Origin of the sequence: Kitasatospora sp. NPDC059722, from assembly GCF_042733235.1 — a bacterium.
GTDB lineage: Bacteria > Actinomycetota > Actinomycetes > Streptomycetales > Streptomycetaceae > Kitasatospora.
Window position 1 is genome coordinate 1 of record NZ_JBHWGD010000036.1, and the last position, 13,639, is coordinate 13,639.

Consider the following 13,639-nt stretch of genomic DNA (forward strand, 5'->3'; position numbering starts at 1 on the left):
GTGGTCGCCGCCGACCTCGTCGCCCCGGACAAGAAGGCCGGCGCCATCGCCACCATGTTCACCGGGCTCACCGTCGCCAACATCGTCGGCGTCCCGCTGGGCACCTTCGTCGGCCAGGCCGTCGGCTGGCGCGCCACCTTCGTCGGCGTCGCCGCGCTCGGCGTGGTCGGCCTGCTCGGCATCGTCAAGCTCGTCCCCGCCCTGCCCCGCCCCGAGGGCGCCCACCTGCGCGGCGAGCTGACCGCGTTCCGCAACCCGCAGGTGCTGCTCGCGATGGCGATGACCGTGCTCGGCTTCGGCGGAGTCTTCGCCGCGATCACCTACATCGCCCCGATGATGACCCGCGTCGCCGGCTACTCCGACGGCGCCGTCACCTGGCTGCTGGTGCTGTTCGGCATCGGGATGTTCCTCGGTAACCTCCTCGGCGGGAGGTTCGCCGACCGCAGGCTGATGCCGATGCTGTACGCCTCGCTCGGCGGACTCGCCGTCGTGCTCGGCCTGTTCACCCTCACCGCGCACGACAAGGTCCTCGCCGCCGTCACGATCCTGCTGATCGGAGCGCTCGGCTTCGCCACCGTCCCGCCGCTGCAGAAGCGCGTCCTCGACCAGGCGCACGGCGCGCCCACCCTGGCCTCCGCCGTCAACATCGGGGCGTTCAACCTCGGCAACGCCCTCTCCGCCTGGCTCGGCGGCCTGGTGATCTCGGCCGGCCTCGGCTACACGGCCCCGAACTGGGTCGGCGCGCTGCTCGCCGCCTCGGCACTCGTCCTAGCCGTCTGGTCCGCCGCCCTGGAGCGCCGCGCCCCGGGCCGTGCGACCGCCGTTCCGACCGCTGTTCCGACCGTCTCGATCCCCGTCCACCACTGAACCACCGTTCCCCCGGTTCCCCAAGGAGAAGCACCACCATGAGCACCACCACCGTCACCCCGCTCACCACCGCCGACGCCGAGACGCTCGTCGCCGCCGCCCGCACCGCCGCCGAGGCGGCCGGGGTCGCCGTCAGCATCACCGTCCTGGACGCGGGCGGGCACCCGCTCGCCTTCCGCCGCGACGACCGCGCCGTGCTGATCTCCGGCGAGACCAGCACCCGCAAGGCCTACACCGCCCTCCAGCTCGACGCCCCGACCGCCGACCTGGTCGACCTCGTCAAGCCCGACGGGCCGTTCCACTCCCTGCCCACCGCACTGGACCGTCCGCTGCTCTTCATCGCCGGCGGCGTCCCGGTCCACCGCGACGGCCGCCTCGTCGGTGCCCTCGGCATCGGCGGCGGCGCCCCCGAGCAGGACCACTCCTTCGCCACCGCTGCGCTGGCGGCACTCGCACGCTGACCCGCGCTCAATGGCGGTCGCACGAGATACCCGGCACCGCGCCAACGCCCGTGCCTTCCAACGGTCCTGATCGTCGGGAGGCACGGGTGTTGGCGTGGTGCCGACCCGCTTCGGTCGCCGTCCTGGCAGGATGGCGCCATGGAACGTGTGCTTGGAATCGGCGGGTACTTCCTGCGGGCCGCCGACCCTGCTGCCCTCAATGCGTGGTACCGCGACTGCCTCGGCCTGGCCGCCGACGAGCACGGCCTCTGGCAGCAGGAGACCGGCCCGACGGTGTTCGCGACCTTCGAGTCCGGAACCGACTACTTCGGATCGAACGCCCAGCGGACCATGCTCAACTTCCGGGTCCGCGACCTGGACGCCATGCTCGCGCAGCTACGCGCCAAGGGAGCGGACGTCGCCGGGGAGACCCAGGACATGGCGGGCGTCGGACGGTTCGGCTGGGTCACGGACCCCGAGGGCAATCGCATCGAACTGTGGCAGCCCGCCTGACCCCGCCCCCGACGGCCGCCCGGCGCCGCTGCCCGCGTCTCGGCGTCAGCGGCAGAGGGCCGTTTCGACGAGGCTCTCGACGTGCTTCATCGTGTTCGGGTCGGAGGGCTGGGTCGTCACCGCGATGTCGGCGGCGGCGCTGCCGTCGTCGGTGACGCCGCCTCGGGTCTCGTAGCCCGGGAAGCTGCCGCCGTGGCCCCAGTAGAGGCCACCGCCGCACGGCAGCGGCTTGCTCACCAAGCCGAGCCCGTAGCCGGCGCCGGGGCCCATTTTCTCGGCGGGGACGGTCTTCTTCATCTCGGCGAGCTGGGCCGGCTTGAGGAGGTCGCCGTGGAGCAGCTCGGAGAAGAACCGGTTGAGGTCGGAGTTGGTGGAGATCATCTGCCCGGCCGCCCAGCCCCAGGACGGGTCGATCTCCGTGACGTCGCGCAGCGGCGCTCCCGGCGCGTCCCGGTAGTAGCCCTTGGGGTGCGGCTCGCCGATGGACTCGTCGCCGGGGGCGGGGAAGTACGTGTGGTGCAGGCCTGCGGGCTCGATGACGCGCCGTTCGATCTCCGCCGCGATGGGCCTGCCGGAGACCCTCTGGGCGATCAGGCCGGCCAGGACGTAGTTCGTGTTGCTGTACCCGAACCTCTCCCCCGGCGCGAATTCGGCCTTGAACTGAAGGGCCGTGTCGAGGAGTTCGCGCGGCTCGTAGTAGCGGGGCCGGAGGTCGGCCTTGAGGTAGTTCGGGATGCCGCTGGTGTGCTGGAGGAGCTGGCGGACCGTGATCCTGTGGCCGTCGATGCCGTCCCCGCGGACCAGGCCCGGCAGGTACGTCTCGATCGGCTCGTCGAGCGCGATCTTCCCCTCGCCGACCAGCTGCAGCACGACCACCGCCGTGAACACCTTGGTGTTGCTGCCGATCCGCACCTGGCCGTCGACCGGCACCTTGGCGCCGGTGGCCAGGTCGGCGACCCCGGCGGTGTAGTTGCGGGCCCGGCCGTCGCCCTTCTTGACGCTCGCCAGCGCACCGGGCACGCCCTCGTCCCGCGCCAGCGCGTCGAGGCCCTGCTGGACGGTGTCCGGTCGAGGCGCCGCGAACGCCGCGGCCGGAGCCAGTGCACCCACCGTCAGGGCGCCGACGGCCACCGCGGCCGCGAGGGCCTTCCAGCGCCGGGACGGACGGGCCTTGTGCTGCGCCTGCTCAAGCACGTGTCAACTCCAGGGTCTTGTCGGGAAAAGCAGCGGTGTTTCGCTGCTCCCACCTTCCCCGGAGTCGCCCGGCTGCGACGATGCTGCTACCCGCCCGTTTGGAGGTGGGGCTAGCCCCCGGTGCGTGCACGATTCGACGGCGGGGCCTCGATCATGGCAGCGATGCCGTCCAGCACCTTCGTCGCCGTGGCGAGCGCGACGCCCCACTCGCGGGCTCGCCGCCCCGCGGTATATCCCACGTCCGCGACGCGGCTGAAGGTTCGCCGATCCGCGCTGCACTTCACGGACCGGCTCGCGGTCTTCCGCAAGGCCTTCGACCGCCTCCAGCCGTCCGCGGTCTACGGCACAGCCGCCCGCGACCTCATCGAGACCGCGCTCAGCGGAACCTGACCCCGCGGCTCACCGGAAAGCACTACTAGCCATCGACCCCCAGGAGGTCCTGGGCCGCGCGGTTGAACGCCTCGGTGGCGGGGGTCGGGCGGTCGCGGTGGTGGAGCAGGCCCCACTGCACCGGGGGCGCGTCGGCGAGCGGGCGGTAGGCGACGTCGGGGCGGGGGTGGTAGCGGCGGGCCTGGGCGCCGAGCGGGAAGGCGCCCCGGCCGGCGCCGACGAGGGTCAGGATCTCGTTCAGCGTGCCGCCCTCCGGGCCGGGTGGGATCGGCCGCCCGTTCGGCGTCCGTGCCGGGGTGCGGTCGGCGCGGAAGGACTCCGGGACGGCGGACGGCAGTTGGACGAGCGGGAGGTCGGCCAATTGCTCCGGCGTGACGGCGTCCTGCTGCGCGAGCGGATGGCCGGCGGGCAGGGCGAGCATCCGGGGCTCGCTCACCAGGACCGGGCCCGGCACCAGGTCCGGCTCGCGCAGCGGGTACTCCGCGAACACCAGGTCCACCTCGCCCGCCCGCAGGAGGGCTATGCGGTCGACGAGTTCGGCCTCCCGGAGGGTCGCCTCCCAGCCGGGCAGCCGTCCCCTGAAGCGCTCCGCGACGCCGACGAGCAGCTGCCCCGCCGCCGGGCCCGCGAACGCCACCCGCAGCGTTCCGGTGCGGCCGTGCCCGGCGTCGGCGACCCGCCGGACGGCGGCGCCCACCGCCTCCCACGCGGGCCGCAGCTCCTCCGCCAGCTGCGCCCCGAGCGCCGTCGGCTCCACCCGGCGGCTCGTCCGGACGAACAGCGGTGCGCCGACCCGGCGTTCCAGCTTCCGCACGGTCTGGCTGATCCGCGCGGTGGAGACGTGCAGCCGCTCGGCCGTCCGCCCGAAGTGCAGTTCCTCGGCGAGCACCAGGAACGCCTCGATCTCGTGCCGCTCCAGCACTCCGTACCGCCTCTCCCCGCTACATCATTAACCCTCGCTTCACGATCGTTGCACAGCCTCTCATTGATCGTCCGACCGCTCCCGCAGGAGGGTGGAGCCATCGCCGAAGATCCCCCACCTCCCAGGGAGTTGCACCATGTACGTCACCACCGACCGCGCCCTCGCCGCACCCGCCGCCGACCCGGCCGCCGTCGCCGCCGAACTGCGCGACCGGGCCGAGATCCTGGACACCCTCCTCCGCTTCGGCCTCGGCCAGGACCTCCACGACCGCGAGCTGTTCGCCTCCTCCTTCACCCCGGACGCCGAACTTGACTTCCGCCCGGCGGCCGCCGCGTGGGACGCCGAACCGCCCGTGATGGCCGGCCGGGACCACATCGTGACGACGATCCTCGGCATGTTCGCCGGGCGGGTGACCACCACCCACCAGGTCACCAACTCCCGCATCACCGTGGACGGCGACCGGGCCCGGCTCACCTCCCTCGTCGAGGCGCAGCACGTGCTGACGGCCGACCCCGCCACCCACGCCCTGCTGAAGAACCGCTACGACGTCGAACTGCGCCGCGACGGCGACCGCTGGCTGATGCACCGGGTGCGGATCGACAACGCGTGGCTCACCGGCGAGCCGCGCGCCATCTTCGGCTGAGCACCCGAGGAGAGTTACGGCTTCAGGGCAGCACGGCCACCGCCTCCACTTCCACCAACTGGTCCGCGTAGCCCAGCACGGCGACGCCGAGCAGCGTGCTGGGGGCGTCGTGCTCCGTCAGGTACGAGCGGTACACGTTCCACACCTTCACGAGGTCGGCCTGGCGGGAGGACGCGACGTAGACCGTCGTCCGGGCGATGTCGGTCCGTGCGGCGCCCGCGTCCTCCAGGGCGGTTATGAGGTTCCGCATGACCTGGTGGGCCTGGCCCTCGTAGTCGCCGACGGCGACCGTCCGGCCCTTCTCGTCGAGCGGACAGGCGCCGGCGAGCCAGAGCGTGCGGACCGGCGCGTCGACGGCCGCCGCGTAGGCGTAGTCGACGGCCGGGGTCAGGCGAGTGCTGCGGATGAGCTTGACGGCGCTGGTCACGGTGGCCTCCGGGGGTCGCGGTCGAACCTTTGCGCCCATCGTTGGCCGCATCTGATGGGGCGTCAAACGATTTGTGGGCGAATATCCCACCGTTCCAAGGCCGATGCGGTTCGCGATTCACCGTTCCGGGTGATGGCGGACCGATGCGTCCGGCCGGGATCCTGGTATCCCGAGACCTGACGAGACGCCGACAACACCGGGAGAGTGAGCGATGGAGTCCCAACTGCCGCACCACGAGGACGGTTCGGGCGTAGGCCGGCGCCGGATGCTGGGGATCGCGCTCGGGGCCGGGCTCGTTCCCGCCCTGGGGGCGTCGGCCGCCGCGAGCGCCGGACCCGCGCCGAGCAGCCCCGCCGCAACCGAGCCCATGGCTGCCGCCGCACTCGGACGACGCGTCGCCGAGGTGGCCGCCGCACAGATCGGCGTGCCGTACGCGTGGGGCGGCGGCGACCGCCTCGGGGCGAGCTACGGCTTCTGCGACGGCGAGAACGGTTACCTCGACGGGGTCTGCCTCGGCGAGAACACCGTCGGCTACGACTGCAGCGGCCTGTCCCTCTACTGCTGGTACCTCGCGAGCCACGGGACGATCGAGCTCGCCCACTACACCGTCGCGCAGTTCAACCGCAGCGCCGAAGTGCCGCGCGACGCCATGCTCCCCGGCGACCTGATCTTCTTCTCCCGTCCGGACGCGATCCTCCACCACGTCGGGATCTACGCGGGCGACGGCGCGATGATCCACGCCGAGCGGACGGGCACGCTCGTCGCCCGCGTCGACAACGTCCTCGACATCCCGCGCTGGGCCAACGAGTTCGCGGGCGCCCGCCGCCCGCACCCCGCGGACTAGGGTCTACGCACGGCCGGGGTCGGTGGCGTCGCGGGTTTCACGAGGCGGCGAGCGTGGCCACGACGTCCTGGCCGCAGGCGGTGGCGGCGGCTTCGGCGTCGGCGGGCGGGATGTCCTTCAGGGTGACCCCGGAAAAGGTGCCCTTCTCATAGCTGATGGTGATGAGCGCGTTGCGCTGGAGCACCACGAGGTCGGCGTGGCCGTACCCATTCATGGTGGTGTAGAACAGGGTCGCCTTCTCCCCTATGCCGGGAACGGCCCGGTCGTCAGTGACCTTCATTCCGCTGGTGGCCCCCCCGTTCCGGTGCCCGGCCACGGTGACCTCGTAGACACTCTCGGCGACCGGGGACAGCTGGACCATGACCTGCATCATGGTCCAGCCTCCGTCATTGCTGTGCCAGCCCGCGCTCGCATTGGTCATGCCCACGACGTCCTTTTGCTCGCTGCACGAGGTTCCCTTCGCATAGCGGTCGACCGTCTCGGGGCGAACCAGGGCGCAGCCCGCGGCCAAGGTGGTGTAGGGCTCCGTCGTAGGGCTCGCCGGTCCGGAGGTGACCGAGAGGGTCGGTGCGGGCGCGACGGTCGTCGCGGCGGAGACCGTCGTCGCGGCCGTCGTCCCCGCGGTCGCCGCCGGGGTGACGAGGTTGGCCACCAGGCCCAGGACGAGCGCTGCGGTGCCCGCCCCGGCCGTGACGCCTCCGAGCAGCCAGGTCCACCGCCGGGAGGGTCCGGCCGGGCGCAGGTCCGCCGGGTCGGGGAGGGTGGCGGGAGTGGGCTGTGGCGGCAGGGGGCGGGTGCCCGGGAGGGTCGGCAGCGGTTCGGTGGCGGGCGGGGTGTCCTCGATCTCGGCCATCTCGTGATCAACCCTTCGGAGGCTGTCAGCCGGCTGACAGGTGATAGGCGGTCAGGGTGGTCCCGTAGCCGACCAGCAGGGCCGGGTCCTGGGCGAGGACTTGCGGGGCCCCTGGCTGCCGGGCGAATGTCTGATGCCACTGCGGGGTGCCGGCGGCGCTGGTGAGCGACTGCACGGTGATCCCCCCGGCGGCGGTGGGCGCAGTGACCAGGAACGACCCTCCGACGGCGCCCCACACGGTGGCGGCGCCGTGTGGCGACGGCCAGGTCCACGCGGTGCGCCCGGTGCGCAGGTCGAGGGCGGACGCGTCCTGCGGGCCGCCGGTCACGACGACGGTTCCGGCGTCCGCGCACCCGGTGATGGCGCCGATGCGCGAGCCGGTCCAGAGCCGGGCGCCCGCGGTGTCGAAGGCCGCCGTCACGGTCGTCCCGGACGTGGACGTCGTCCCGGTGAGGGGCAGACAGGCGACCACCCCTTGGCGGAGCGAGAGCGAACCCTGGTAGGCACCGGTGAACACGATCGCACCGGCCGGCCGAAAGCCGGTGGGCCGGCTCCAGAGGACGGTCGCGTTCTCGCCGTCCACGGCGGTGAGGGCGAGATCCGTGCCCAGGGCGTACAGTCGGCTCCCCTCCCGCGGCGCGTACAGGTCCTGGGCGACGAGCGACCAGCGTTGGCGTCCGGTCGCGCTGTCGAGTGCCACGAACCGGAAGGCGCCCTCGGCGCCCCGGGCCAGGTCCCCGAGGAGCGTGACGATCAGCAACCCCGCCGAGGGCATGCCCTGGATGCCGTAGGAGGTGCCCAGCGCCGTGCCGCTCCACAGTCGGCGCCCTCCGGCCGCGTCGTAGCCGTGCAGCGTTCCGTCGGCTCCGGTGACCAGCAGCAGGCCCGACAGCGGCAGGGCGACGGACTGCGCACCGGGAACCGGGTCGGACGAACGCCAGACCGTGTCGCCGCTGCGCGCGTCGCGTGCCCGCACCGAGCCGTCGGAGTCCACGGACCAGAGCCGCCCGCCGTCGCCGACCGGGAGCATCCCCGCCTCCGCGGTGCTGCTCCACAGCACCCGCCCGTCGGAACGGTCGTAGCCGACGGCACCCGTGCGGTCCGCGCACACCACCGCCGCCGGTCCGCAGCCGACCGGTGTCATGCCGGCCCGGGGAAGCGTCGCCGACCAGGCCGTCGGGGGCTCCCCCGAGGTGCCCGGCCACAGGGCCCGGGTGACACCGCCCGCGGCGGCCGTGGCGAGCAGTGCTCCGCCGAGGACGAGCAGCCGGCGCCGGGTGCCGTTCGGATCGCTCAGCACCCGGGCCAGTTCGCGCTCACGCCGGCGTACGGTCCGCTCCGCCCCTCCCAGCCAGTCGGTGCCGACCGCCGGGCCGTACCGGAAGGCCTCGGCGAGCTCGGTGGGCGTGGGCCGCCGGGCCGGATCCCGGTCCAGACAGCGCACCAGCAGTCCCACCAGCTCCGGTGGCACTCCGTCGAGGTCCGGAGGCTCCTCGGAGGCCCGGTAGATCAGCACCGCCGGCGGCCCTTCGCCGAAGGGCGTGCGGCCGGTCCCGGCGAAGGCCAGCACGGCGCCGAGTGAGAACAGGTCGCTGGCGGGGGTGAGGTTCAGCCCTGCCGCGTGTTCGGGGGACATGAACCCGGGGGTGCCGATGATCTGGCCGCTCGCGGTGGGCAGCGCGTCGGCCGTCGGCTTGCTGATCCCGAAGTCGATGACCCTCGGGCCGTCCCGGGCGACCAGGATGTTCGAGGGCTTCAAGTCCCGGTGGATGATCCGGGCGCGATGGATCGCGGCGAGCGCCTCCACCAGGCCCGCTCCCAGGACCTGCAGCGCGGGCCCGGCGAGCGCGCCGTGGCGTACCACGGCCTCGTACAGCGACGGTCCGGCGACGAACTCGGTGGCCAGCCACGGGACTTCCGCCTCGGTGTCGGCGTCCACCACCGCCACGGTGTAGGCCCCGTTGACCGACCTGGCCGCCGCCACCTCCTGGGTGAACCTGCGCCGGAACTCGGCGTCGGCCGCGTACTCTTGCTGCACGGTCTTCACCGCGACGGGGCGCCCGCTGCCGGTGGCGGCCAGGTAGACGGCGCCCATGCCCCCCGCGCCGAGCTTGCGCAGGATGCGGTAGGGACCGATGCTCTGCGCGCTCATGCGGCGCCGGCCCGGAAGGCGCGCAGCGTGGTGGAGGAGGCGCAGTAGAGCGTTCCGCCGACGGCCGCGGTGGTCCACTGGCCCTCGTCGGAGGCCGGGCGTGACACCCAGCGGACCGCGCCTGCGGTGGCGTCCAGGACGGCGGCCCCGGACGGCCCGCCCAGCAGGGAGACGCCGAAGAAGCCGTCGCCTGCCGACGGCACCCGGAAGTCCATCCCCGTGCCCGGCGAGGTCGCCGTCGCCACGGTGGAGTGCCACAGCCCTTTGCCGGTCGTGACGTCCAGGCAGTAGGCGGTGCCCAGGTTCCCGGACAGCAGCAGCCTGCCGGCACCGAGTGCACAGCCGAAGACCGCCTGCGGGACGGGCGGAGCCAGCCAGCGCTGCCGCCCGGTGGCCGCTTCCAGGGCCACCACCGTCTGACCGACGACGACCAGCAGCAGTTCGCCGCTGCGGATCAGCCGTGCGGGCTGCCCGGCAATGCCACCCGCGAGACCGACGGCCTGCCACTGGGACACTCCGGTCCGCAGGTCCACCGCGTGCTGGACGTCACCGTCGCGGTAGTAGCACCTGCCGTCGGCGACCAGGCCCATCAAGCTGCCGGAACCGCTGTACGAGGCCTCATCGAGGCGGGCCACGGACACCGGCGCCTGGGCGACGTCGTGCTGCCACAGCACCTCCCCGGTGCCCAGATCGGCCCCGACGACGACTCCGCCGCCGGCGGAGGCCGTCTGCCGGGCCATCACCACGGTCCGGTCGTCCGCGCCGAAGACCCGCATGCTCATCATGGCCTCCCACCGCTGCTCGGTGGGCACGGTGAGCGGGATCCGGTGGTCCTCGGCCGTGGCGTTCAGCCACACCAGACTCTTGAAGTCCATGGACGTCCCGTAGAGCAGCCCGTTCTGCGCCTGGAAGAACTGGACGTCCTCCCGGGCCCACGCCTGACGCCCCGTCGAGCCGTCGAGGCCGGTCGCGCCCAGCCCCGCGTTCCACCACACCGGCGTCGAGCCGATGAGGGAGAGCTGATGGTCGACCGCCACACCGCTGAACGGCTGGCTCCACAGCGGGGCCGGGGCCTCGGTCGCGGGGCTCGCGCCTCCCGCGTCGGCTCCCCATGCGTCCACGGGATTGCCGACAGTCGCCGTCCCGGCCGCCGCCCGTGCCCGACGCGTGAGCAGCAGCGGCACGCCGACGGCCGCAGCCACACCCGCGCCGAGCCCGGCACCGAGGCCGAACAGGCCGCGGCGGCTGAGCGATTGCCACGTCCGCACCGGCAGCGCGGGCGGATCGGCGGGCGGTGCGGCCAGGTCGATCGCGGCCTGCCGCTCCCGGGCGTCGAGGTCGGCCAGCAGGCCCGGACTCAGCAGCGCCGCCGGATCCACCGGGGCCAGTGCGGCCAGCACGGCCGCCGCCGAGGGCCGCCGGGCAGGCTCCTTGTCCAGACACGCGGCCACCAGTGGGCGCAACACGGCCGGAACACCGGCGAGTTCGGGCTCCTCGTAGACCGCCCGCCGGTTGATCTGCGCGGGCTCACCGGTGCCGAACGGGGTGCGGCCGGTGAGCGCGTACACCAGCAGGCAGCCGAGCGAGAACACGTCCGACGAGGCGAAGGTGACGGATGCGGAGACGATGCGCTCGGGAGCGATGTATCCGGGCGTGCCGCACACCATGCCGGTCCGGGTCAGGTGAACGGCGTCGAAGGCACGGCTGATCCCGAAGTCGATGACACGCGGACCGTCCCGCGCGATGAGCACATTGCCCGGCTTGAGGTCACGGTGCACCACGCCCACCGCGTGGATCGCGGCCAGCGCCTCCGCGAGGGCCGCCCCCAAGGCCCGCGCACCCGCCTCGCCGAGCGGGCCGAACCGCCTGACCACCTCGCCGAGCGACGGCGCCGGCAGGTACGCCGTGGCCATCCACGGCCGGGAACCGCGCGGCTGCGCGTCCACCACGGGCGGCGTGTGGAACCCCGTCACCCGCCGGGCGGCCTCCACCTCCTGCTGGAACCGGCGCTGGAACCGCGGGTCCTCCGCGTACTCGGGCCGGATGACCTTCACCGCGAGCAGCCTCAGTCCGGGCGAGCGGGCCAGGTACACCACCCCCATCCCGCCCTCGCCCAACGGCCGCAGCAACTGATGGGGGCCCACGAACACGGCCGGCTGTTCCGCTATTCCTTCGGTGTCACCATTGGCAGCCACCAAGCCTCCCCCGGTATGTCGCCGCCGTCACGGACAGGGTGACACGTACAACTCATCGAGCGGTTCCCTTCCCCGCATTGGGGGATCCCATCTGTCGGCCGGGCAGGCTGGAGGCGTCCGACGCGTTGCTCGACAGGCCGGAGACGAAGGAGAGGCCTTCAAGCCTTTCGGCGCAGATCCCGGAGCTCCGGCAGTCGCCGGAGTCCGGCCGATCGGTAGGTGGCGATGGCGGCGGCGTTGGAACTCGGCGTACACACGGCGACGTTGGAGGAGCCCAGCTCCTGGAGTGTCCGCGCCGCTGCGAGCACGATGGCGCGGCCGTAACCGAGGCCGTGGTGGTCCGCGTGGACGCCCATCGGCTCGATCAGGCCTGGTCTGCCTTCTCCCGTGGACCACACCGTCGCGGCAGCCACCGGTTCGCCCCGGTCGTTGCGGGCGAGCAGGCAGCGCGCGGCGGCGTACGGGGCGGCTGCCGCCATCGTGTGCCAGCGTTCGTCGGTGAAGGTGGAATTGGCGAACGCCGAGCGCTGGACGGCCGTCCGCTCGGGTGCCTGCTCGGGCCCCACCACCTCGACGTGCACGCATGGCTCCGGTACGGGCTCGCCGAGTTCGCGGCGCAGCGACGTCCAGGCGTCACCGTCCTCCCAGCCGTGCCGCACCAGCAGGTCGCGGACGAGCGCGCCCGGCGGGGTGGCCACGTACGCCTCGCCCTCCGGGAGCACGCCGCGCCGGGGGGACGCTGCGTCCTCGGCCACCTGCCGTGCCAGTTCCTCGTCGTGGAGTGCCTTCGGCGCGATCTGCAGCCGCAGCACGTCCGGTCCGTCCAGCAGGCCGACGGCCAGTAGCTCCCCCGCCCGGCTCCACGTCCGGACGGCTGCGGCCGTTCGCTCCGCACCGAACCGCCGGAACCAGCCGACGTCTCCCGGGTGCAGCTGCGCGGGTCGGTCGTCGTGCTGCCAGTCGGTCAACACGCCGACAGCGGAATGGAGTTCTTCGACCGTCGGCGTGCTCATCGTGATCGCCATCCCTCGATTGCACACCAGCCCGCCGACGCTCCGCACCCGATTTCCCGCGGGCCTACGCCTGTTGCCGCCTCACAGGCCCAACCGCCCCGTCGTCAGCCCGGCGTGGACGCGCAGCAGCAGCCCCTGGAGCACCTCCCGTTCCTGTGCGTCCAGCGGTGCGAGTACCTCGTCCTGCACCGACCGCGCCTCGGCGTCGAGTTCGGCGAGCAGCGCCCGACCCGCGTCCGTCACGGACACCGACACGCGCCGCCGGTCGGCGCTGTCCCGGGCCCGCTCGACGTAGCCGCCGGCGGCGAGTTGGTCGGCGATCTTGGCGAGGTCGCTCGGGTCCAGGGCGAGCCGCTCGCAGAGCTCGCGCTGGGCGTGCGGCCCGAAGTCGGCGAGGGCTGCCAGCACCGCCATATCCCACAGCCGCAGCCCGCGCCCGGCCAGCCGCTCGCCGAGGCGGGCCCGCGCGGTGCGGCCGATCCGGGAGAGGAGGTAGGTGCCGAGGTCGAGCAGGGTCGGCGGCATGTCGCCCGAGGACGGGGACGGGGGCGGGGCGGCGGGAGAGGTCATGGCTGGATTCTAGGGTTCTTCCTATAGTGGGTCTTCACCTACTAATATTCGAGTCACTCCCAGGAGCCCTCGCCATGGACGCCCTGTACCCCCGTCTGCTCGTCACGCGCTTCGCCGAGTGCTTCGGCTTCTACCGCGCGGTCCTCCCGCCCCTCACCGGCGCCACGCTGATCAAGGGCGCCCCCGAGGGCCCGTACGCCAACTGGGACGTCGACGACCAGGCCGTCCTCGTGCTCTACGACCGCGCCGCGATGGCCGCCACCCTCGGCACCACGGACCTGCCCGTCCGGGCCGCCGCTCAGGACTCCGCGATGCTCGCCTTCCGCGTCGACGACGTCGACGCGGCGCTCGCCCTCTGCCTCGCCCACGGCGGCACCCTCGCCGTACCCGCCACCGACCGTCCGGAGTGGGGCCCGAACCTGCGCAGCGCCCACCTGCGGGACCCGGACGGGCACCTGGTCGAGCTCCAGTCCTACTGACACGCGTCCCGGCGGCCCTGCCCCCCCCGGGGGGGCCGGCCGCCGGGGCCGGGCCTGACCGGGGGGAGACCGGGTGTTGGCGGGCGGGGGGGGTGTTGTTTGCGGCCCCGGGGGGGGGCGGGCCGGGCCTCGGGGTA

General features: G+C 73.3%; 15 protein-coding genes. 7 read left to right on the forward strand and 8 right to left on the reverse strand.

What is annotated here, in order from left to right:
• The 3 genes from ACFV4F_RS22680 to ACFV4F_RS22690 all read left to right on the forward strand — a co-directional run.
• A partial coding sequence (locus ACFV4F_RS22680) for an MFS transporter (protein WP_380504912.1) occupies positions 1–867 on the forward strand: 867 nt, incomplete at its 5' end.
• A 38-nt stretch (positions 868–905) separates the two neighbouring features.
• Complete coding sequence (locus ACFV4F_RS22685) at positions 906–1,328, forward strand: heme-binding protein (RefSeq protein ID WP_380448810.1); 423 nt, start codon at positions 906–908, stop codon at positions 1,326–1,328.
• Between the two features lie 138 nt (positions 1,329–1,466).
• On the forward strand, positions 1,467–1,820 hold the full coding sequence (locus ACFV4F_RS22690) for a VOC family protein (RefSeq protein WP_380492653.1): 354 nt from the start codon (positions 1,467–1,469) through the stop codon (positions 1,818–1,820).
• Between the two features lie 45 nt (positions 1,821–1,865).
• On the opposite strand, the gene ACFV4F_RS22695 is transcribed toward ACFV4F_RS22690, so the two are convergent.
• Positions 1,866–3,014 carry a serine hydrolase domain-containing protein gene (locus ACFV4F_RS22695; protein ID WP_380504914.1) on the reverse strand — a complete coding sequence of 383 codons (1,149 nt, stop codon included), beginning with the start codon at positions 3,012–3,014 and terminating at the stop codon, positions 1,866–1,868.
• A 162-nt stretch (positions 3,015–3,176) separates the two neighbouring features.
• Here ACFV4F_RS22695 and ACFV4F_RS22700 point away from each other — a divergent pair, with 162 nt between their 5' ends.
• Positions 3,177–3,404, forward strand: a complete 228-nt coding sequence (locus ACFV4F_RS22700; RefSeq protein ID WP_380504917.1) for a hypothetical protein — start codon at positions 3,177–3,179, stop codon at positions 3,402–3,404.
• A 25-nt stretch (positions 3,405–3,429) separates the two neighbouring features.
• Here the strand turns inward: ACFV4F_RS22700 and ACFV4F_RS22705 are convergent, their stop codons facing one another.
• A complete protein-coding gene (locus ACFV4F_RS22705) occupies positions 3,430–4,326 on the reverse strand; it encodes a LysR family transcriptional regulator (protein ID WP_380504920.1) in 897 nt (298 codons plus the stop codon).
• Between the two features lie 136 nt (positions 4,327–4,462).
• On the opposite strand from ACFV4F_RS22705, the gene ACFV4F_RS22710 reads away from it, so the two are divergent.
• Positions 4,463–4,969: a nuclear transport factor 2 family protein gene (locus tag ACFV4F_RS22710; RefSeq protein WP_380504922.1), complete on the forward strand. Its 507-nt coding sequence runs from the start codon at positions 4,463–4,465 to the stop codon at positions 4,967–4,969.
• A gap of 22 nt (positions 4,970–4,991) precedes the next feature.
• Here the strand turns inward: ACFV4F_RS22710 and ACFV4F_RS22715 are convergent, their stop codons facing one another.
• The gene (locus ACFV4F_RS22715) at positions 4,992–5,435 is read right to left on the reverse strand and encodes a RidA family protein (protein ID WP_380504924.1); all 444 of its coding nucleotides are present in this window, start codon (positions 5,433–5,435) and stop codon (positions 4,992–4,994) included.
• A gap of 172 nt (positions 5,436–5,607) precedes the next feature.
• Here ACFV4F_RS22715 and ACFV4F_RS22720 point away from each other — a divergent pair, with 172 nt between their 5' ends.
• A complete protein-coding gene (locus tag ACFV4F_RS22720) occupies positions 5,608–6,240 on the forward strand; it encodes a C40 family peptidase (protein WP_380504927.1) in 633 nt (210 codons plus the stop codon).
• A 37-nt stretch (positions 6,241–6,277) separates the two neighbouring features.
• Here ACFV4F_RS22720 and ACFV4F_RS22725 read toward each other — a convergent pair whose 3' ends face one another.
• From ACFV4F_RS22725 to ACFV4F_RS22745, 5 genes are all read right to left on the reverse strand, one after another.
• Positions 6,278–7,093 carry a hypothetical protein gene (locus ACFV4F_RS22725; RefSeq protein WP_380504930.1) on the reverse strand — a complete coding sequence of 272 codons (816 nt, stop codon included), beginning with the start codon at positions 7,091–7,093 and terminating at the stop codon, positions 6,278–6,280.
• A gap of 25 nt (positions 7,094–7,118) precedes the next feature.
• On the reverse strand, positions 7,119–9,245 hold the full coding sequence (locus ACFV4F_RS22730) for a protein kinase (protein WP_380504933.1): 2,127 nt from the start codon (positions 9,243–9,245) through the stop codon (positions 7,119–7,121).
• Positions 9,242–11,440 carry a protein kinase gene (locus tag ACFV4F_RS22735; RefSeq protein ID WP_380504936.1) on the reverse strand — a complete coding sequence of 733 codons (2,199 nt, stop codon included), beginning with the start codon at positions 11,438–11,440 and terminating at the stop codon, positions 9,242–9,244. The genes ACFV4F_RS22730 and ACFV4F_RS22735 overlap by 4 nt, the downstream gene beginning before the upstream one ends.
• Positions 11,441–11,598: 158 nt before the next feature.
• On the reverse strand, positions 11,599–12,465 hold the full coding sequence (locus ACFV4F_RS22740; protein WP_380504939.1) for a GNAT family N-acetyltransferase: 867 nt from the start codon (positions 12,463–12,465) through the stop codon (positions 11,599–11,601).
• A gap of 69 nt (positions 12,466–12,534) precedes the next feature.
• Positions 12,535–13,023: a MarR family winged helix-turn-helix transcriptional regulator gene (locus ACFV4F_RS22745; protein WP_380504942.1), complete on the reverse strand. Its 489-nt coding sequence runs from the start codon at positions 13,021–13,023 to the stop codon at positions 12,535–12,537.
• Between the two features lie 74 nt (positions 13,024–13,097).
• Here ACFV4F_RS22745 and ACFV4F_RS22750 point away from each other — a divergent pair, with 74 nt between their 5' ends.
• A complete protein-coding gene (locus ACFV4F_RS22750) occupies positions 13,098–13,502 on the forward strand; it encodes a VOC family protein (RefSeq protein WP_380504945.1) in 405 nt (134 codons plus the stop codon).
• The last annotated feature ends 137 nt before the right edge of the window (positions 13,503–13,639 follow it).

Excerpts from the sequence above, each read along its gene's own strand:
- ACFV4F_RS22720 (WP_380504927.1), top strand. The coding sequence starts at position 5,608 with ATGGAGTCCCAACTGCCGCACCACGAGGACGGTTCGGGCGTAGGCCGG.
- ACFV4F_RS22685 (WP_380448810.1), top strand. The coding sequence starts at position 906 with ATGAGCACCACCACCGTCACCCCGCTCACCACCGCCGACGCCGAGACG.
- ACFV4F_RS22710 (WP_380504922.1), top strand. The coding sequence starts at position 4,463 with ATGTACGTCACCACCGACCGCGCCCTCGCCGCACCCGCCGCCGACCCG.
- ACFV4F_RS22730 (WP_380504933.1), bottom strand. The coding sequence starts at position 9,245 with ATGAGCGCGCAGAGCATCGGTCCCTACCGCATCCTGCGCAAGCTCGGC.
- ACFV4F_RS22745 (WP_380504942.1), bottom strand. The coding sequence starts at position 13,023 with ATGACCTCTCCCGCCGCCCCGCCCCCGTCCCCGTCCTCGGGCGACATG.
- ACFV4F_RS22690 (WP_380492653.1), top strand. The coding sequence starts at position 1,467 with ATGGAACGTGTGCTTGGAATCGGCGGGTACTTCCTGCGGGCCGCCGAC.
- ACFV4F_RS22715 (WP_380504924.1), bottom strand. The coding sequence starts at position 5,435 with ATGGGCGCAAAGGTTCGACCGCGACCCCCGGAGGCCACCGTGACCAGC.
- ACFV4F_RS22750 (WP_380504945.1), top strand. The coding sequence starts at position 13,098 with ATGGACGCCCTGTACCCCCGTCTGCTCGTCACGCGCTTCGCCGAGTGC.
- ACFV4F_RS22740 (WP_380504939.1), bottom strand. The coding sequence starts at position 12,465 with ATGGCGATCACGATGAGCACGCCGACGGTCGAAGAACTCCATTCCGCT.
- ACFV4F_RS22700 (WP_380504917.1), top strand. The coding sequence starts at position 3,177 with ATGCCGTCCAGCACCTTCGTCGCCGTGGCGAGCGCGACGCCCCACTCG.
- ACFV4F_RS22725 (WP_380504930.1), bottom strand. The coding sequence starts at position 7,093 with ATGGCCGAGATCGAGGACACCCCGCCCGCCACCGAACCGCTGCCGACC.